This window comes from Lactobacillus sp. UMNPBX6 (assembly GCF_002553975.1).
Taxonomy (GTDB): domain Bacteria; phylum Bacillota; class Bacilli; order Lactobacillales; family Lactobacillaceae; genus Lactobacillus; species Lactobacillus gallinarum.
Genome location: NZ_PCZD01000002.1, coordinates 60,405 through 79,963 on the forward strand (window position 1 = coordinate 60,405; position 19,559 = coordinate 79,963).

At 35.8% G+C, this 19,559-nt stretch carries 17 protein-coding genes and 1 pseudogene; 13 read left to right on the forward strand and 5 right to left on the reverse strand.

Annotation, left to right across the window (positions count from 1 at the left end; genetic code table 11):
- Positions 1–8: 8 nt before the first annotated feature.
- Positions 9–1,481: an APC family permease gene (locus tag CP357_RS00685; RefSeq protein WP_098036293.1), complete on the reverse strand. Its 1,473-nt coding sequence runs from the start codon at positions 1,479–1,481 to the stop codon at positions 9–11.
- Between the two features lie 226 nt (positions 1,482–1,707).
- Here CP357_RS00685 and CP357_RS00690 point away from each other — a divergent pair, with 226 nt between their 5' ends.
- Positions 1,708–3,804 carry a putative ornithine decarboxylase gene (locus tag CP357_RS00690; RefSeq protein WP_098036294.1) on the forward strand — a complete coding sequence of 699 codons (2,097 nt, stop codon included), beginning with the start codon at positions 1,708–1,710 and terminating at the stop codon, positions 3,802–3,804.
- 15 nt (positions 3,805–3,819) lie between these two features.
- On the forward strand, positions 3,820–5,079 hold the full coding sequence (locus CP357_RS00695; protein ID WP_014918875.1) for a methionine gamma-lyase family protein: 1,260 nt from the start codon (positions 3,820–3,822) through the stop codon (positions 5,077–5,079).
- 64 nt (positions 5,080–5,143) lie between these two features.
- On the opposite strand, the gene CP357_RS00700 is transcribed toward CP357_RS00695, so the two are convergent.
- Positions 5,144–5,827 carry a TrkA family potassium uptake protein gene (locus CP357_RS00700; RefSeq protein ID WP_087176153.1) on the reverse strand — a complete coding sequence of 228 codons (684 nt, stop codon included), beginning with the start codon at positions 5,825–5,827 and terminating at the stop codon, positions 5,144–5,146.
- Positions 5,820–7,160 (reverse strand): TrkH family potassium uptake protein, encoded by a 1,341-nt coding sequence (locus CP357_RS00705; RefSeq protein ID WP_098036295.1) that lies wholly within the window; start codon positions 7,158–7,160, stop codon positions 5,820–5,822. The genes CP357_RS00700 and CP357_RS00705 overlap by 8 nt, the downstream gene beginning before the upstream one ends.
- Positions 7,161–7,256: 96 nt before the next feature.
- Here CP357_RS00705 and recQ point away from each other — a divergent pair, with 96 nt between their 5' ends.
- Positions 7,257–9,029 carry a DNA helicase RecQ gene (gene recQ, locus CP357_RS00710; protein WP_025005772.1) on the forward strand — a complete coding sequence of 591 codons (1,773 nt, stop codon included), beginning with the start codon at positions 7,257–7,259 and terminating at the stop codon, positions 9,027–9,029.
- A gap of 92 nt (positions 9,030–9,121) precedes the next feature.
- Positions 9,122–9,571, forward strand: coding sequence for a flavodoxin (locus tag CP357_RS00715; RefSeq protein ID WP_098036296.1), 450 nt, complete (start codon positions 9,122–9,124; stop codon positions 9,569–9,571).
- Between the two features lie 230 nt (positions 9,572–9,801).
- Here the strand turns inward: CP357_RS00715 and CP357_RS00720 are convergent, their stop codons facing one another.
- Positions 9,802–10,434, reverse strand: a complete 633-nt coding sequence (locus CP357_RS00720; protein WP_025005774.1) for a phosphatase PAP2 family protein — start codon at positions 10,432–10,434, stop codon at positions 9,802–9,804.
- A 100-nt stretch (positions 10,435–10,534) separates the two neighbouring features.
- On the opposite strand from CP357_RS00720, the gene CP357_RS00725 reads away from it, so the two are divergent.
- The 5 genes from CP357_RS00725 to CP357_RS00745 all read left to right on the forward strand — a co-directional run bounded on the left by CP357_RS00725 (position 10,535) and on the right by CP357_RS00745 (position 15,107).
- The gene (locus CP357_RS00725; RefSeq protein WP_087235555.1) at positions 10,535–11,149 is read left to right on the forward strand and encodes a sugar O-acetyltransferase; all 615 of its coding nucleotides are present in this window, start codon (positions 10,535–10,537) and stop codon (positions 11,147–11,149) included.
- A gap of 124 nt (positions 11,150–11,273) precedes the next feature.
- A complete protein-coding gene (locus tag CP357_RS00730) occupies positions 11,274–12,371 on the forward strand; it encodes a serine hydrolase (protein WP_098036297.1) in 1,098 nt (365 codons plus the stop codon).
- A gap of 65 nt (positions 12,372–12,436) precedes the next feature.
- A complete protein-coding gene (locus tag CP357_RS00735; protein WP_098036298.1) occupies positions 12,437–13,264 on the forward strand; it encodes a pyridoxamine kinase in 828 nt (275 codons plus the stop codon).
- Positions 13,264–13,821, forward strand: coding sequence for an ECF transporter S component (locus CP357_RS00740; RefSeq protein ID WP_098036299.1), 558 nt, complete (start codon positions 13,264–13,266; stop codon positions 13,819–13,821). Before CP357_RS00735 ends, CP357_RS00740 begins: the two co-directional genes overlap by 1 nt.
- Positions 13,822–13,901: 80 nt before the next feature.
- A complete protein-coding gene (locus CP357_RS00745) occupies positions 13,902–15,107 on the forward strand; it encodes a L,D-transpeptidase family protein (RefSeq protein WP_098036300.1) in 1,206 nt (401 codons plus the stop codon).
- A gap of 54 nt (positions 15,108–15,161) precedes the next feature.
- Here CP357_RS00745 and CP357_RS00750 read toward each other — a convergent pair.
- A pseudogene (locus CP357_RS00750) lies at positions 15,162–16,377 on the reverse strand (MATE family efflux transporter).
- 158 nt (positions 16,378–16,535) lie between these two features.
- Between CP357_RS00750 and pepT the strand changes: the two are divergent.
- The 4 genes from pepT to CP357_RS00770 all read left to right on the forward strand — a co-directional run bounded on the left by pepT (position 16,536) and on the right by CP357_RS00770 (position 19,172).
- Entirely contained in the window at positions 16,536–17,822 is a 1,287-nt protein-coding gene (gene pepT / locus CP357_RS00755) for a peptidase T (RefSeq protein ID WP_098036301.1), read from the forward strand.
- A 5-nt stretch (positions 17,823–17,827) separates the two neighbouring features.
- Positions 17,828–18,040 carry a hypothetical protein gene (locus tag CP357_RS00760; RefSeq protein WP_098036305.1) on the forward strand — a complete coding sequence of 71 codons (213 nt, stop codon included), beginning with the start codon at positions 17,828–17,830 and terminating at the stop codon, positions 18,038–18,040.
- Complete coding sequence (locus CP357_RS00765; RefSeq protein WP_098036302.1) at positions 18,040–18,597, forward strand: Fic family protein; 558 nt, start codon at positions 18,040–18,042, stop codon at positions 18,595–18,597. The genes CP357_RS00760 and CP357_RS00765 overlap by 1 nt, the downstream gene beginning before the upstream one ends.
- Positions 18,598–18,821: 224 nt before the next feature.
- Positions 18,822–19,172, forward strand: a complete 351-nt coding sequence (locus CP357_RS00770; RefSeq protein WP_087176705.1) for a hypothetical protein — start codon at positions 18,822–18,824, stop codon at positions 19,170–19,172.
- Positions 19,173–19,559 lie beyond the last annotated feature (387 nt).

Here is a 19,559-nt window from a genome sequence, read left to right on the forward strand (position 1 = left end):
CTTTTTTATTATATATTCATTTCACGTTTTTCTTCGCGCTTACGTAACCATGGAAGCAAGAATCCTAAACCGAAGAGAACAATTACCGTAATGATATTCATAAGTAATTGGTGGTTAAATGCAGCACTACCAAATGTTGCCTCAGCTTCTTGAGGAATGAATCCTAAAGTTGCACAGATGAAAGTGAAGATCAAGCACCACCAGCCCATAATTAGAGCACCAGTCTTGTTTTTGATAAAGACATAATCTGAATGGAACTTTTCTTGGTGCATTCTTAACATTACGAAAGCAAAGAATACCCAACAAGTCTTATATGGTGAAATAATACCATTAATATTTAAGAGCCAATTATAAATTGAGTTAATGTTTGGTAAAGTACCAGTAAGTAAGAGTAAGAATAATGCTAAGCCACAAGTTAAAGTATATGAGTGAACTGGACGACCGGTCTTATCCTTTTTACCGGTTAACCACTTAGGCATGTATCTATCAGCAACGTCACCAGCAAATACACGGCTTGAAGCATCAAGCAAAACAGCTAATTGAGCCATCATGAAGATAGCTTGGACAACTGCAAAGATGTACATCAAGATTTTACCCCAACCTAAACTTTCACCTAAAAGTTGGAAAGCGTAGTAAGGACCATTCATCTTGAAATCATGTGGGATGTGGTGTGCGTTAAAGAACATTGCTAAAGCTAGGGTACCAAAGATAGTTAAGAAACCAGTCATTAATGCCAACATCCACATTGCTTTAGGAAATTCGTGCTTAGGATCACGCATTTGCACAATGTAAGGAGCAGCAAGTTCAGCACCGGACATAGCAAAAATTAATAATCCGGTGGTAGAGAAGTAACGCAAACTAAATGATGGTTTGAATGCACCCCAGTTAAATGGTTGCGTGGCAATATGATAACCATGCATTACTGCCCAAACAGCAAGTAAAACAAAGAGCATGGACATGATGAACATTGCACCACCACCGATTAATGAGAGCAGTTCAAGTGAATTCTTAATGGCATTTTCAATCAAGATAAAGACTAAAATGATTACGAAAGTAAGAATTCCAAACCAGAAAGTAGACATATGCTTGTCTAGCGTGTTGTTTCCTAGAATAATCCAGGAGAATGACACGATGACTGAGTTAGAAACGTCAACTAAGTATGGTACAGTTTGAACCCAATACATCCAAGAAGTCCAGTAACCGAGAGTGTCATTAGATGAATGACGTACCCATGATGCTAAACCTCCGGCCTGATCTGTAAACGTTAATCCCATTTGACTGGACATAAGAGCATAAGGAATAACGTAGGCAAATAAAAGGAAAATCCAAGATACAACTACAGATAATCCTTGGTTTTGAAATGGATAGAAGATGTTTTCAAAACTGATGATAGTAACAAAGTCGATTAATGCGATGACCGGCCAGCTCATATAATGTTTTTTACCGGGCTCAAAATTAATGGTTTCTATTTCCTCTGACATAAAAATATTTTCCTCCAAGTATTTATTCAATTACATTTAAATATCTTTATGTTCAGGGGGCGAACAGGGCAAGTGCACTTGTTTAAAACCTCCAATATTTATATAATATGTACCGTAATTTGTGAAGTGATTCAGAAACTACATAATACTGTAAAAAGATTATAAAGAATTATTTAAGTTTTGCAACTTGAATTCGTAATTTGTAATAAAAATGGAAAGGAAAAGCATGGAGTTTTTGAAAATAGCGTTCGGAAGCGGCGTTAATTTAAGCAAAATAAAAAATTGGGAATCAGTTCCTATTGATCGAGTTAAAAATAGTGCAGAAATAGCTGCAATTGTAATTCAAAATAAAGATCCTAATGCGCAAAAGCAAGCCCAAGCGTTAAGAGATCAATCTGGCTTTTCCATTCCAATAATTGAAGTTGATAGGCAAGTTTCAACAGCTGATCGAGAAAAAATTGTTGATCTGGCAAAAAATTATGAACAGAAAATGGTGCCAGGTTTTTTGACTGATCTAATTAATTTTGCGCAGGCAAAACCGATTAGTTTTACTACCCCAGGTCACCATAATGGTCAGTATTATGATAAGCATCCAGCAGGTGTTGTTTTCAATAAGTTCTTTGGTAAGAATTTAATGTTTGCTGATACTAGTGATACTGTGCCTCAGCTGGGTGATACTATGACTCATGCGGGTACACCACTTGATGCTGAAAAATTAGCTGCAAAAACTTATCATGCAGATAAGGTTTACTTCTGTACTAACGGTACAACTAGTGCTAATTCAATTTGTGCTAGCGCACTTTTATCTGAAGGGGATTTGGTTTTATTTGATCGTAATAACCACAAGTCCTTGTATAACAGCGCATTGGTCATGAGCGGTGCTAAGCCGGTTTACATTTCAACTGATCGTAATGCTTTGGGGCTGATTGGTGAGATGGATCCCGACTTTTTGACTGAAGACAAAATTAGAGCTGAAGTAGCAAAAGTTGATCCAGAAAAAGCCAAGGCTAAGCGTCCATTTAGATTAGCAATAGTGCAGGCAGAAACCTATGATGGCGTATTCTATGATGCAAAATGGATTGTAGATCGAATTGGTAAACTTTGCGATTATATTTTGTTTGACTGTGCTTGGGGCGGGTTTGAAGAATTTGTACCAATTATGAGACACTTGTCACCGCTTCTTTTAAATCTGGGACCGGATGATCCGGGAATTTTAGTAACTCAATCCTTGCATAAGCAACAAGCAGGGATGGCTCAAGCTTCACAAATTTTGAAAAAGGATTCGCATATTAAAGGGCAAAAGCGTTATGTGGACCACAAACATTTCAATCATGCTTATTTGAAGTTTGTTACTTCTTCATATGCATATCCGTTATATGCATCCCTTACAGTAAATTCCTATGTCACTGCTGGTGAAGGAAACAAAAAGTGGTGGGCAGACACCCTACGCATGGGCATTGAATGGCGCCAAAAGTTATTAAAGCAATCTAAATTGTTTAAGCCATTAGTACCTGACAATTTTGCTGAAATTCCTACTGCTGATTTAATGAATGAAGCTAAATACTGGAACATGAGTCAAGATGACGATTGGCATGGCTTTAGAAAAATGGGCAGTGGTGAAGCTATGATCGATCCACTCAAGATTACAGTTAAAACTCCGGGCATTGATGTCAAAAATGCTAAGTATGAAGAAACCGGTATTCCTGGTGTGGTAGTTGCAGAATTTTTAATGGAAAATCATATTATTCGTGCCAAAAATGATTTGAATTCTTTGCTGTTTCTTCTAACACCTGGTGATTCACAAGAAGAATTAGATACTTTGCTGGATGCCTTCTTAAAGTTTGAAAAGTATTATGATGAAGATGCTTTGGTAAAGGATGTTTTACCATTTTTATATCAAGAATATCCTGAGCGTTATCATGGTTATACGTTGAAGCAGCTCTGCCAGGAAATGCATGAGTATTATAAAGAAAATAAAACTTTTGTCCTGCAGCAAGAGTTGTTTACTAAGCCTAATATGCAAAATTACCAAATGACACCGGCTGAAGCTGACCAACTCTTTAAGAAAGATCAAACAGAATTAGTTGATCTTGAAGATGTAGTGGGCAGAACGGCAGCTGAGGGTGCCTTGCCATATCCACCAGGGGTCTTTATCGTTGCACCAGGTGAAAAGTGGGGAGAGATCGATCAAAAATACTTTGAAGTTTTGGCTCATGCGATTGAAAAATTTCCAGGCTTTGTACCAGAAATTCAGGGCGTTTACTTAGAACCACAAGAAGATGGCAGCATAAAAGTGCAAGCTGAAGTTATCAAGGATAGATAAATTAAGGAGTAAGAAATGAGTTTTTCATGGAAAGAAAATTTACCACAAGAATTAAGTGATAAAGTTACTAAAGTAGAAAAAATGATCCAACCTCGCATTGATGAGATTGATGAACAAGTTTTATATAATCAACAACGTGTACTTGATTTGTTTAGAAAGCATCATGTTGGTGAAGAAGATCTCGTGCCTTCAACTGGTTATGGTTACGACGACATTGGCCGTGACAAGATCGAAGATATTTATGCCGATTATTTCAAGACTGATGATGCCTTAGTTAGACCACAATTCGGTTCAGGTACTCATGCCATCACTGTCGGTCTCTTTAGTATGTTGCGCCCAGGCGATACTCTTTACTATTTGACAGGTACCCCGTACGACACAATCCAAGAAGTAATTGGTCTTGCTGGTAATAAACCAGGCAACATGAAGGAATGGGGCATCAATTTCAAGACAACTGAATTAAAGAATGGCGAAGTTGACTATGAAAATGCTAAAAAAGATTTGCAAGACAAGTCAATTAAAGTAGTAGCCATTCAAAGATCTTTGGGTTATGCAACTCGTAAAACTTTTACTATGGACAAAATCAAAAAGATGCTTAAGTTCATCAAGGAAGTTCGTCCTGATGTTAACATCTTTATTGATAACTGCTATGGTGAATTTTCTGAATGTGAAGAACCAACTTTCTACGGCGCAGATATGATGGCAGGTTCACTTTACAAAAATGCGGGTGCTGGTTTAGTAAAGGGTGGCGCATTCTTAGTTGGTCGTCAAGACTTAATCGATGGAGCAGGTTCGCGTTTAACTGTTCCTGGTGCTGGTAAAGGTGAAGGCGCAACTTGGGGCTATTTACGTGATATCTACCAAGGATTCTTCATGGCACCACATACAACTGGTGAAGCACAAAAAGGAATGGTCTTTACAGCTGCATTGTTAGAAGAAATGGGGATGCAAGTATCACCAAAGTGGAGTGATCCACGAAGCGACATTGTGCAAACCGTAACCTTTGGTAAACCAGACCCAATGGTTAAATTCTGTGCGGCTATTCAACATTACTCACCAATGAACTCATTTGTTGATCCAATTCCATATCACCAAGATGGTTATGAAGATGAAGTTGTCATGGCATCAGGTTCATTTGTCGAAGGTTCAACTATTGAACTTTCTTCAGATGGTCCACTTCGTGATCCATACATGCTTTATATTCAAGGCGGTTTGTCTTATGCACATGATAAAATTGCGATTACGCATGCCGTTGAAGAAACCTTTTATAAGTAAATAAAGTTTTGACCAAATTAAAAGGCCTTGAGAAATTCTCAAGGCTTTTTGTAATGCTCTATATTTATTTATCTTCTTGTAAAATTTCATTAATCTTCTGCACGGCTTCATTTGACCCTATCAAAGTGATCCGATCATGCGGATTAATAATGTCAGTAGCAAGAGGAACTTGATTCAATTTACCATTATGAGTGATGCCGATGATGTTCACATCGTAATTTTTACGGAAGTCCAAGTCACCTAATGATTTGTTAAAAAAGCTAGGGTTTTCAACGCTAACTTCGACTAAAGATACGTTTTTAGAAAGATTGAAATAGTTGACGACATTAGGATGAAGCTGATGAAAAATCAATTGTCTGGCCATATCTTGTTCAGGTTCAATGACGTGATCAGCTCCGATCTTTTCTAGAACTAAACGGTGATTATGATTATTAGCTCGGGTAGTAACATCTGGTGCACCTATCTTTTTAGCTAACATAGTAGTGATAATACTACCTTCCACGTTTTCGCCCATAGTAACGAAAACGTGATCAAAAGAACCGATATCAAGATCACGTAATTCCTCTTCATCAGTAGCGTCAGCAATTACAGCATGTGTAACCAAATGAGCGACATCATTAACGACCTCTTCATTTGAATCTACTACTAAAACATCTTGATCAGCTTGTAAAAGCGCCATGGTCAGTGCCATGCCAAACTTTCCTAAACCAAAAACTGCAAAACTTTGTTGTTGATGTAAATTAGCCAATGATAATTTCCTCCTCTGGGTAACGATAACTTTGTTTAGCAGGATGAGATTTGAAAATAGAATACATAAAAGTATAAATGCCAACTCGTCCGATAAACATTAAAGCAATAATAATAATTTTTCCAAATAAATTAAGGTGTGGAGTAAGACCGAGAGTTAATCCAACGGTTCCAAATGCAGAAACTGCTTCAAAAACTGCTTCGATAATGCCATTATGAGGTGAGAGTGGTTGCGTCATAGTTAGCAATAGTGTCGCAAAAATAATTAATAAAATTGCAGAGCAAAATAGGGTTAGGGCACGATTAATATTATTACGAGTGAAGCGACGATGAGAAAATGATGCTTCTTTTCCAGTAAAGGTTGCTAAACTCTGTAAGAATAAAATCCCTATTGTTGACGTTTTAACACCACCCGCAGTAGATCCAGGAGCTCCACCAATGAACATTAAGATAATAGTAATTACAATGCTAGCTGCACTAAGCTTAGTATAAGGAATTGAAGCAAAACCAGCTGTTCTTGGCGTTACTGCTAAAAATAATGTGTTGAAAAATCTCTGAACAGCGTTGAGATTGCCATCAAATTGTTTAAGATTTTGTTCACTAATTAAGAAACCGATTATTGATAATATTAAAATAATTATGCCAACTGTTAATACCAATCGAGTATGTAAGGTAAGCTTATGATGAATGTGATATGTTAACAAGTCACGCCATACTAAGAAACCAAATGAACCAGCACCGATTAAAAGCATAATAATAGTTAGAAAATAGGGATTATTATTAAACTGTTCAAGAGATGGTCCGAATAAATCAAATCCTGCATTACAGTAAGCTGTTACCGAATGAAAGATGCTATACCAAATACCTTTTCCTATCCCTAATCGCGGCTTTAAAGCGATAAAGAGTAATATTGCCCCTATCAGTTGAACGACCAAGGAAAGTTTAATAATCAATTGTACTATTCGAAGTTGAGAAGGACGATTAAGGTTTAATGCTTCTCCAGTTAGCATTCTTGCGCCTAAACTCATTCGTTGATGAGCAAAATTACTGAGCATAACTGCAAAAGTCATGAACCCTAAACCGCCCACTTCGACCAGAATCATGATAATTAATTGACCAAAGAATGACCATTGTGTTGCTGTTGTAACTGTACTCAATCCTGTAACACAAACCGCTGAAGTAGCAGTAAAAAGTGCATCAGAATAATTAGTTGTTTGTCCCGCTTTATTTGCAAAAGGTAGTGATAATAAAATGCTTCCGATAATTATCAGAGTTAAAAAACCAATAGTTAAAGCGAGTGAGAATGTGATACGTCGATGAAAAAGATGTATCAATTTTTTTCCTTCTTTCTTACATATAATACTTCAATTATAATCCTTGATGGACTCTGCTAAAATAAAGAAAATGTTTCAAATAAGTTAGGAAAATTTATGAATCCAGAACAAATTTTAAAACAAACTTTTGGCTATTCTAGTTTTCGTCCCGGTCAAAAGAAAGTAATTGATTTAATTTTAAATAGAAAAAATGTCTTGGCAGTTATGCCAACAGGTGCAGGTAAATCGCTTTGCTATCAAGTTCCTGCTTTAATGAATCCTGGTATTACGCTGGTTATTTCACCGTTAATTTCTTTAATGAAAGATCAAATTGATTCTCTAAAACAAAATGGTATTAACGCCGCGGCATTGAATTCAACCACCCCGCAAGAAGAAGTAAATCCTATTTTACGTCAGGCATATGAGGGAAAAATCAAACTAATTTATATTACGCCTGAGCGTTTGACGATGGATTATTTTAGATATCAGCTTAACTTCTTAGATGTTGATTTAGTCGCAGTGGATGAAGCGCACTGTATTTCACAGTGGGGCCACGATTTTCGCCCGGCTTATAGACAAATTTTTGAAGGAATTAATTCTCTTAAAAGTAAGCCGAATATTTTAGCATTGACGGCAACCGCCACTCCAGCAGTTCAAGATGATATTGGACAACAGTTAAATATCCAACGAGAGAACTTTATTATTACTTCATTTGCTCGTCCCAATATCAGTTTTAAGGTGGTTAATTCTCCGCAAAATACTCAGCTTTACATTGCGCAATACATTAAGGCTCATCCTGATGAAGCCGGGATTATTTATACTAATACTCGTAAAAAAGTTGAATCTTTAACGGATTATCTTGCTAAAAAAGAAATTTCAGTAGGCGCTTATCATGGCGGGATGAATGCAAAAGAAAGATCACAAGTGCAAGAGGCGTTTCAATTTGATGAATTTCAAGTAATTGTGGCGACCAACGCTTTTGGTATGGGAATTGATAAAAGTAATGTCCGCTTTGTAGTTCATGCATCAAGTGCTCGCAACATTGAAAGCTATTATCAAGAAGCTGGTCGAGCCGGCCGAGATGGTGAAGAAAGTGAAGCAGTGATGATTTACCATCCAGGGGATTTGCACCAGTATCGCTATTTTATTGAAGAATCAGATGCAGATCAAAAATATAAGGAATTACAATATCAAAAATTCCAGGCGATTACTGATTACGTAAATACCGGTGAATGTCTGCAACAATTTATTGTGCGCTATTTCGGTCAAGATTGTCCGCCTTGTGGTAAATGTTCAAATTGTCTTAATCAAGGTGATTTGAAAGATATCACTACTGATGCCCAAAAGGTTATTGCGTTAGTTTATGAACTTGATGGACGTTTTGGTAAAAATGTCGTAGCTCAATGTTTAGTTGGTTCGACTAATCAGCGGATGCAGGAAATGCATGCGGAGCAATACGAACATTTTAATAGCTTAAAAGTCAGTCAAAAAGAGGCTGTAAGTTTGATTGACTATTTAATTGCCTCTGGATATTTAAAAATTGAAGGGACAAAATACCCTTTGCTCCATGTAACTAACCGCGGCTGGGATGTTTTAGATGGAAAAGCTATAGTAAAACGGCGGATCAGTAAGATTCAAAAGAAGAAGCAAATTTTTGATGAAGATGAAAATGTGAGTCTATTTGACGCTTTGAGAGAAAAACGCAAAGAACTAGCTAAAAAACAAAGAGTTCCTGCATTTATGATCTTTTCGGATCGTAGTTTACATGATATGGCCAAAATTAAGCCACAAAATGAAAATGATTTTTTAGAGGTAAGTGGTGTTGGTCAAGCTAAATTGAAAAAATATGGTCACACAATGCTTAATGTAATTAGACAATTTATAAATTAATAGGTTATTCTTTTTACATTGGCGGCTATAATTGGTAAATTATGATTATAAGGTTATTTATATCTATAAAATAATTAAAGGAAGGGCTAATTATGGCTAAGAAAACGTTAATTTTGTATTATTCATGGTCGGGCAATACTAAGAAATTAGCAGAAAAGATTCATACTCAAATTTCAGATAGTGATCTTAAGGAAGTCGATGCTGTTGACGGCACTTTTGATGCGGATCAATATAAAACCAATGATATCGCTTTAGATCAAATCCAAGCCAATAGTTTTCCAGATATTAAGCTAGATAATATTGATTTTAATAATTATGATTTAATTTTAATTGGTAGTCCTGTTTGGTCAGGCTATCCAGCAACTCCAATCAAGACCTTATTAGATCAAATTAAGGGATATCAAGGAGAAGTAGCCTCATTCTTTACTTCCGCAGGAGCTAATCGCAAGGCATATGTTAACCACTTTAAAGAATGGGCTAAAGATTTAAATGTGATTGGCGTAGCTGAAAATGACAGTAAAATCACTGAATGGGTAAATTAATTTTAGTTTCAATAAAATCAAAACAAACCACTTTATATTTCTTATTTAATCTGTTATCATAATAGCGGAGCGTGTGATGAGCGCTCCGAGGATGAAAAGGCTAGGCAAGATGTCTCTTATGGCATTTGCTGATAGGAAGAAATTTGAAGGTGTAGAAAAGCCACTAAGGACATTTTCCTTAGTGACTTTTTTTGTGCATAAAAAAACGCTAGAAAACTAGCGTTTTGGTTTTAAAAGTTATTTTTAGAAGTTCTAGGAGTAACTTTATCCCAGATAGCATCGATAATGCCAACCCACATTGCTCCAAGAGCAACAGAGCCACAAACATCTGATGGGAAGTGAGCATAAAGATATACTCTTGAAATCATGACTAAAATCAGCCAAACGATTAATAAAACATTCAACCAAATCTTGGCAGTTCTATTTCTTACTAATGCTGGGATTAAAATCATCATTAACCAAAAGACGATAATTGCCATTCCTAATGTGTGACCACTAGGAAAACTGAAGCCATCATCTACGGCCAAGTGTTGCACAGGGCGGGCACGTTGAATAATGTGTTTTACCACCCATCCAAAAGCATCTGCAGTAATTAAAGTAATTACGATACTAAGCGAAAGAGGGCGTTGCTTTTTAATCCATAAAATAATGGCGATTAAAATCATCCATACTAAATCAACTTTAGTATCTGCTAAAAAAGTAATCTTTTTCATAATGCCTTGTAGATTAGGAATGGTATGAACAATTTGTTCAAAGAAGTTGTCAAAACCATTAATCCAGCTGGCATGAATCATGATTGAGATTGCCAAGATCAAAAAGACAGGCAATCCAATACAAATAGCTGTAATATTTTTCTTTTGCATTTTTTCCTCTTTAATATATTATTTTTTAACAACAGTAACTAGTTTATCATATAATTATTATTAATGATCAAAAAATTAAAAAGAATGCGGAAAAATAATTATGGAAGAAAATACTAAGAACATGCTCGCTGGTAAACCATATCGCCCTGATACCGAAGAATTGGGACATTTTTCTAGTTTGGCACATCGTTTATCACGAGATTATAATTTGACAACTGATGAAGATAAGTTAGAAAGAAAAGCTATTATTGATCGGCTTTTTCCGGATCACGGAGAAGGGGTTTATTTGCAAGGACCGATCGAGGTAGATTATGGTCGCTTTACTAAATTAGGTGATCATTTTTATGCTAATTTTAATTTAACGATTCTGGATACTTGTCCAATTACCATTGGTGATAATGTGATGTGTGGCCCTAATGTTACTTTTGCCACACCTTTGCATCCCTTACTACCTGAACAAAGAAATCCTAGAATGCAAGCAGATGGCAAAATGGCAGATATTGAATATGGTGCACCTATTAAGGTAGGGAATAATTGCTGGTTGGCCAGCAACGTTACTGTTTGTGCAGGAGTGACGATTGGCGACAACTGTGTAATTGGAGCAGGTGCTGTAGTTACGCATGATATTCCAGATAATTCCTTAGCAGTGGGAGTTCCAGCTAAAGTTATCCGCAAAATTACGGAAAAAGATCATTTAGATGACTATCCATATTAAGTATGAATAATTTTTATCTAATCTGTAACTTCACTGAAAAAAATAAATGCTAATATATTTTATAAAGAACTGATCGATTCTGGAGGGAATTAAAACGAAAAAAATTAATTTAAGAAAGGCATTAATTAAAACAGCCGCTTCACTTACTGTGGCTGCCTCTTTACCAATAGGTGGGTTAGCAGCCGCTAATCAAGTAAATGCCGCAAGTTATAATCAAACTGAAATGCGTAGTTTTGTTAGAAGTACACTGGCTAATTATTATGCACGAGGTACTACCGTAATTATTAAAGATGGTCATCCACAACAAATTAGTTATGGCTATGGCTATTATGGCAAGCGTCTTGGTGCTGGAAATAGAAAGGTTGTTTATCCTGTTTGTTCATTGCAAAAGGTAATTACGGCTGCAATGATTACACAATTAATCTATGCCGGAAAGTTTAATCAAGATACTAAAATTTCAACTTGGTATCCCAACTTAAAGGGCTCATCAGATATTACCGTTGGTAATTTGATGACGCACACTTCAGGACTTAAGGCTAGTGACACGGAAGTTAACCGTGGGTCCGTAGTTTCTGAAGCTAGTGCCATCAATTGGGTGGTTGATAAGTTAAATTCTACTAGTCAAAATAAACCAGGCAATTTTTCTTATAATAATACCAACTATATTTTGTTAGCAGGAATTATTCGTCAAGTTACAGGCAAATCATATAAAGATAATGTTAAAGAACGAATTATTAATCCACTTAATTTAAAGAGAACTTACTTCTTGGAAGATGTTCCAGCTGGTATGACTGATGGTATTTCTTATACTTGGAATCGGAAAAATTATCAATGGGCACAATATGCTAAAAAACAACAAGCTTCTCAATTAGTTGGTGCAGGTAATTTGTTCTCTACACCAATGGATTACTACCGTATTCAAGTTGGACTTACAAATGGAAAGATTTTGAATAAAACCGAGTATAATTACATGACTAACTTGAGTTCTAAATCTCCAAATGGTTATTCAGGTGGTATGTATATCAAGAATAACGGTACCTTGAAGTCAGCATATGGTAACTTATACAACACTCACTTTGGTAATTGGATTCAAATGACATCTGATAATCAAAATGGTTTAATCATGTTTTTAAATCAAACTCAAAATGATGAAAATAGAAACAAAGCAATTGGTTACCAAATTTTAAATCATATCAAGCCAAATACATTCAATGCACGTTAAATTTTAATGTTTCCTGCTATTAACTATGTTAAGCTAATAGCAGGATTTTTTGATTGGAGTAAAAAATGATTGATGGGGGAGTATTAATCAGTCAAGATTTATCATGTATGGGGCAAGTTTCATTGAGTGTTGCCCTGCCAATTTTGGGTGCATGTAGGTTGAAGCTCACTGTATTACCGACTGCAATTTTATCAACGCATACTGGTGGTTTTGGCAATAATACATATTTAGATTTAAGTCATGAAATGACTCAAATCACTAAACATTGGCAAGAATTAGATATAAGTTTTAAAGCAGCGTATTTAGGTTATTTAGGTGAAAATGCATTAGATTTTTGGCTGCAAAATAAAGAGTTACTTAGTCAAAAAATTATTTTAATAGATCCGGCGATGGCGGATCATGGCAAAATGTATCGTAGCTTAAGCCAGCAGTATATTGAAAAAATGCGGCAATTGGTTACTAAGGCTACAATTTTAACGCCAAATATGACTGAAGCTGCATTTTTATTAGGAAAAAAAGCTGAAGAGAATACCATTCAAACGGCTACAAGTTTAGCGCAAGAATTATCGACTAAATTTGATATTCCTAATGTAATTATCACTGGAATAGATTTGTCAGATGAAAAAATCGGAGAAGTGGGCATTACTGAAGGAAAAGAATGGTCACTAACCCAGAGAAGATTGCCAGGAAGCTTCTTTGGTACCGGCGACATTTTTGCGAGTGTCTTTTTAGCGGCATTTATACATCAATATAGTTTAAAAGAAAGTTGCTCTATTGCGGCTGATTTTGTGGAACGAGCTATTTTGAATACTCCTAAGCAAGATCCGCGTTTAGGGCCGAATTATGCAGCAGGATTAAATTGGCTATTAGAAAAGGTGGGGAATAGAAAATAATGAAAACAGATAAAAATTCTTTACAAGCATTGATTTTTACCGGATTATTTGCAGCAATTATTTATATTGGTATCTGGGTCTTACGAATTCCTGTACCTGCTATGGTAGGTCGACCATTTATTCATTTTGGCAATACTTTGACGGCAGTAGCTATTCTTTATTTGGGTTATCGCAATGGGATGATTGCCGGAATTATTGGTTTAGGTGGTTTTGATTTATTAAATGGTTATGCTGCTACATCATGGCTCACTATGCTTGAAGTTGTTGTGGTTGCGACAGTTTTGAGCTTAATTTTTAAAGGGATGAATTATCAAGATAGTAAGAAGAATATTATCATTTTAGGTATTGTTGCCGGTGTGACTAAAATTTTTACTACATATTGCGTTTCAATTGTTGAAGCATTAATGGTAGGAACGAGCTTACAAGTAGCATATATTGGTGCATTTGTAAGTTTGCCTACAACCGTAATTAACTCAATTTCAACTGCAATTTGTACGCCAATATTATATTTTGCATTGAAGGATGCGACGAGAGTTATCATGAAAAAAGCCAAATAAAAACATAAGATTTTACACATATGTTCTTGGGTGCTATACTTAAACTATTAGCTTACTTATGGGAATAAAGGTAGAATAGTATGAACGAGGATCTAAAAAGAAAAAATAAACGAAGCAATCTAATCATATTAATAGTTGGTATTTTAGTTGTGGTCGGCATTATTGCAGGTTTTGGTATTCACAATCATCGTGTAGCCAGTCAAGCTGCAGCGGAGAAGTATGCACGAACACACTTTAATCCAAATGTTAAAATCGATGGTGTGAAGGTTGGCAAATTAACTGTTGCTAAGGCAACTGCCAAAGTAAATAAAAAAGCTAAAAATCATGTGCAATTAAGAAATGAAAAATTGGTTTATAGCTATAATACGACCGCACCGACAATCGATGAGGCAGAAACTGAAGCACTGTTTAAAAAGCAACAAACTAAGACGCCTTCAGATCAAGCCTATAATTTTACTACTAAAAATTTAGCTACTGCTAAGAAGAAGTTGAATGCGTTAAAGAAGGCTGAATTGACTTACAAAATTAATGGCAAGAGTTATCAGTTAAAGGCCAAAGATCTTTTAAATGATGTCAGCTACCGAGATGGTAAATATCAATTTGGCGATACATCTAAATTAACTGAAAAATTAAACCAAATTGATAAAGAAGTTTCTACTTTGCATAAAAGCTATAAGTTTACGGTTCCTACTGGTAATAAGGTTAAGGGTAAGACAATTACCATTAAAAATAAGACCTGGGGCTGGGGCGTTTATGTTAAAAAGGCTCGTCGTTTGATCTTACAAGCTTTTGCAGATGGGAAAACCACTTTTGATGGTGCTGATGCAATTTATGGTTTAGGCTATAGTACTTACGCTCATGGTTACGGTAGGAGTAATCATGAAATCGGCAATACTTATACAGTTGTTTCATTAAAGAAGCAAGAGGTTTGGCTTGTTAGAAAAGGTAAGTTAGCTGCACATTTGGATGATGTAGTTACTGGTACAATGGAAGGTAGCAAGGGTGATCAAACTCCACGTGGTGTTTGGTACATTCACTACAAGGAATCTCCAAGTATTTTGCGTGGTACCAATGACGATGGTTCAAGTTATGCTTCACCAGTTAAATACTGGATGCCATTTACTTTAAGTGGTTCTGGTTTCCATGATGCTAGTTGGAGAACCGATTGGAGTAAGAAGGCCTACTTAAGAGGTGGCTCACATGGCTGTGTCAATGTTAAGCCTAGCGAGATTAGAAAAGTTTGGAATAACATTTCTAAGAATGAACCAGTTATTATTTATGAATAATTGAGATAAAAATAAGACCTGCGGAATATCAAATTCTGCAGGTCTTTTATTGTTTTATTTCTTTAACTTATCTTTTAGATCTAGACTCTTTTTAAACATGAAGTAACCGATAATCCAGGTTAGAATATCACTTGCTGCTTGTGACCAAACGATACCATGATAGCCTAAAGTACTCTTCAAAATTTCTAACACAATGAAATAAATGATGCCCTGACGAGTAATTGCCATAACGAAGGCTCCCCAGGCATCCCCAATTGATTGGAAAACTGTAGTATAAACTAAAATAATTCCAACAAACGGGGTAGTAATAATCGTGGCAATTAACATGTAGCTACCAGCTGAAATAATTGAGGCTTGATTCATAAATAGTGCAGTCACTGGTTTGGCAAAGATGATCACTAAGCCACCAACGATAATTGCATATGCTACTAAAACTAGAGTATCAAAGCGTAAAATGTCTTTTAATCGTTGCCAGTTTTTAGCACCATAATTATAACCAATCAATGACTGTGCACCGAAGGCAAAACCAACAATAACTAAAATGACGATGCTATAAATTTTTTGAGTGATTCCCATAGCGGCAGCTTTGTTAGCACCGTATGCGGCAAGAGACGAGTTAAATAAAGCCATACCAAAACTTTGAGCAAAGTTGGTAATTGACCCCGGGATACCAATGGCAATCACGTCCTTAATATTTTGCCTAGAAATCTTCATAATTTTCGGATTTAAGCTAATGTAGAATAATAGCTAAAATAGTTCCTATCATTGTGCTGAGCATGGCCTCAAAAGCTAAGCCTTCAGTTCGAATTAGGTTTTGTGGAACTAAAGAAAAGATGATAAATACCAATCCCAGAGCGATAATCCGATAAAAATCAAAAGCATATGAATAAGTAGATGCTTTAACTCCTAGAAGGATAAAAATTGGTTTGGCAAAAACTAAAAGCAAAACTGTCAAAATGATACCAACAATTACAGACCCAAATAAACAAAAACTGCTGATTCTTTTGCTTAAATCATAACACTTTTCACCAAAAAGACGTGAAATCAAACTGCTGCCACCAAGTCCAAAAATATCAGAAACAGCAATTAAAAAGGTAAATAGCGGAGCGCCAATCGTAACTCCGGCCACCAAGTCAGTATTACCAGTCTTAGCTACAAACATCGTGTCAGCTAAGTTATAAATCATTGTGGTAATCATCCCTAGCACCACAGGGAAGGCTAATTTAAAATGGACTTTTTTAATAGGTGCTTTTTCAAATAATTCATCCATGAGTTTTTCCTATTCTCATTCAAATAATTCTTGCCAATTCATTATATTCTTTTTTGAATCTACTTATGGTTGCGATTTGTGAAAAATACTTTAATTCAGAAAAGTAATCTATTATACTGAATACAATATGAAATTAAAATGAAAAGGCGGCGTGAGATATGAGTTTCTATAATTTAAATTACGAACAAAATAAATTTATTCATTATGCTAAGGAAAATACGCGTTCTTTCTTTGAGCATCATGACCAAATTCCATCATCACATGGTCAAGTTGTATTAGCTAAAGAGTTGGTACAAGAATTAAAAGATATGGGACTCGACGCATATTACAATGATAAAACAGCCTTTGCTATTGGAAAATTAGCTAAAAATACAATTGATGAGGTTACACCGATTGGCTTTTTTGCGCATGTTGATACTGCAGATTTTAATGCTGAAAATATTAAGCCCCAAGTTCATTCTGATTATGATGGAGAAAAGGTTTATTTAGACAAAGATGAAGGAATAGTTCTCGATCCTGCAGAATTTCCGGATTTGTTAAATTTAAAAGGCCAAACATTAATTACTTCAGATGGTCATACTTTATTGGGTGTTGATGACAAAGCTGGTATTGTTGGGGCACTCTCCATGCTACGCTATTTGGTAGAACATCCCGATGCTAAACATGGAGACGTATATATTGCTTTTGGCCCTGATGAAGAAATTGGCTGCGGCGGTAAATATTTTGATCCGCACGATTTTCCTGGCGTAGAATTTGCCTATACTTTAGATAATGGCCGCCCCGGTGATTTTTCTTATGATACCTTTAATGCTTCTGAAGCTACTATTCATATTAAAGGCACCGTTGTGCATCCCGGTGAAGCTTACGGCCTAATGGTCAATGCCACCACATTAATGAACGAATTTTTATCAGCATTACCGCAAGATGAAGTTCCAGAAAAATCACGCAATCATGAGGGCTTTTTCTTAGTTACTGATGCTACAAGCACGGTAGACCATGCGGATATTAGTATGATAATTCGTGATTTTGAATGGGATAAATTCATTGCAAAAGAGAATTTAATTAAAGAAATCGTTCAGAAGCTGAATGAAAAATATGGCAGCGATCGCTTTACTGTTAAGATTCGTCGTCAATATGAGAACATCTATAATGGATTAAAGGATAAGCCATATATCGTCAACTTAGCTTTAGATGCTTATCGCAAGTGTGGTCTGACACCACATGTTCAATCATTTAGAGGCGGTACTGATGGTAACTTTATTACGCCAAAAGGCATTCCGACTCCGAACTTATTCAATGGTGGTGGTAATTATCATGGCCGGTATGAATATGTAACCGTAGAACAAATAGATAAATTGGCAGAAGTGTTGACGATGATAATTACAGAGCACTTGCGTCAAAGTCGTGAGGGCAGAGATGAACGCCCACTTGAGAAATATTGGTAGATAAAATGCAAGATTATAAACTAGAAATTGATGTAGATAAACAAACAATCCAAGGAGTAACAATTCCTGATCCCCAAATGTTTCAACAAATTTGTTTTGTAGTAAAGAATAATCACTTAGAGGGTTGGAAGCCGGAAACTAAAGATATTGCATGGTTAGTTGACCAGGCAAATAAGCCAGATCAAAGTATTATTGATGAAATCAATGAGGCATTTTAATGGCAGAAGATTGGATTTCAGTGACTCTTTATCCTAATGGAACAATGAAGAATAAGTTGGGGATTAGGGATGCAGCAAAATTAGCAGACTTGGAATTTCAAATTTCAGCTGAGCGAGAATTATTGCTGTTAAAGGAAAAAGTTAAAGTAGGCCAAATTGAAGACTTAAAGAAAATTCATAAGATAATGTTCTCACCTTTATATGAATGGGCGGGACATTACCGCAAGGGTGATTTTCGTAAAGGAAATACCGTCTTTTTTCCTCGTGAACGCTTTGACTACGCCGAAGAGGATATTAACGAAGCTATTTCTAATTTACCGAAAAAAGGACCGTTGACTGCTGAAAATTATGCGAGTTTGATCGACAAGATTAATTTCTTTCATCCCTTTAGAGAAGGTAATGGTCGGAGCACGAGAACTTTTTTGCAACTATTTGCCTTAGAACATGAACAGGCAATTGATTATCCGCTAACAAACGAGGCAATGATCGTGGCAGAAAACGAAGCTGATGTTGCCAAAATTGCATTGCTACTTAAAGTAAAGGCACTTGCTGAATAAAAGATTAAAACCATTTAACAAATCAACAATTTAGAACTACTATAACAGGTGGCTGGATGAGCATCCTTCCTCCTTTAGAAGTGAAATAAGCAATTAAAAAATTTCTTCATTCCATCATCTTGCTAAAGAGCGACAACTGTGTGCGTTTGCCGCTCTTTTTCTTATGAAAATGCGTCGATACAAGTAAAAAATGTTATAGTGGACACGGAAGGAAGAATTTTCAGATGATTGATATATACAATGAGAGTTTAGCAAAATATGCAGATGGAGATCGTCATATCTTTACTGCGAAGTTTCTACGTCCTGACGATCATAAAGGGATCTTTACTGAGTTAACTGTCGATAATGAAGATAATGTAGTGGTTAAACAAATTGCCCTTCATATGACTAAGGCATTCAAAGACTTAAATCTAGAAGAGGGCGATGTAATTCAATTTGAAGGCATCGTGAAGAAGAATACGCGCGATGAATATACAGTTGAACGTCCTACAAGAGCTGAAAAAATCAGTAGTGCTGATAACAGTGATAGCAAAGTTCACGTTATGGGCAACGATTGGGATTGGTTTGAAAAGTAAAAAAATATCATATTTTTGATGAGAAGCATGTCAAGTTGGCATGCTTTTTTTGCATCTTGGGGTAATTTTTTAACCACTTGGCAAAATTGAGTTGAAAATTAAAAACAGGGGGGTAAAATTAAAAATAAATAAAAATATGATAGTTTCAATAATATGATGGATGTGAGTATGAATGAATATTAAGGGATTTTACGAGATACATAGGGGACGCTTTATCTTAGTCTTCGCCATGGTAACAATCGGCATGGCAATAGACGCTAGTACACAATATTTAATGACGCCAGCCTACAATAATTTGAAAAATTTGAATTTTAGCGGCTTTTTATTCTTTTCGAAAATTGCAATTTCAAATTGAACACTTTTGAAAATTAAATTCTGTATATTGAA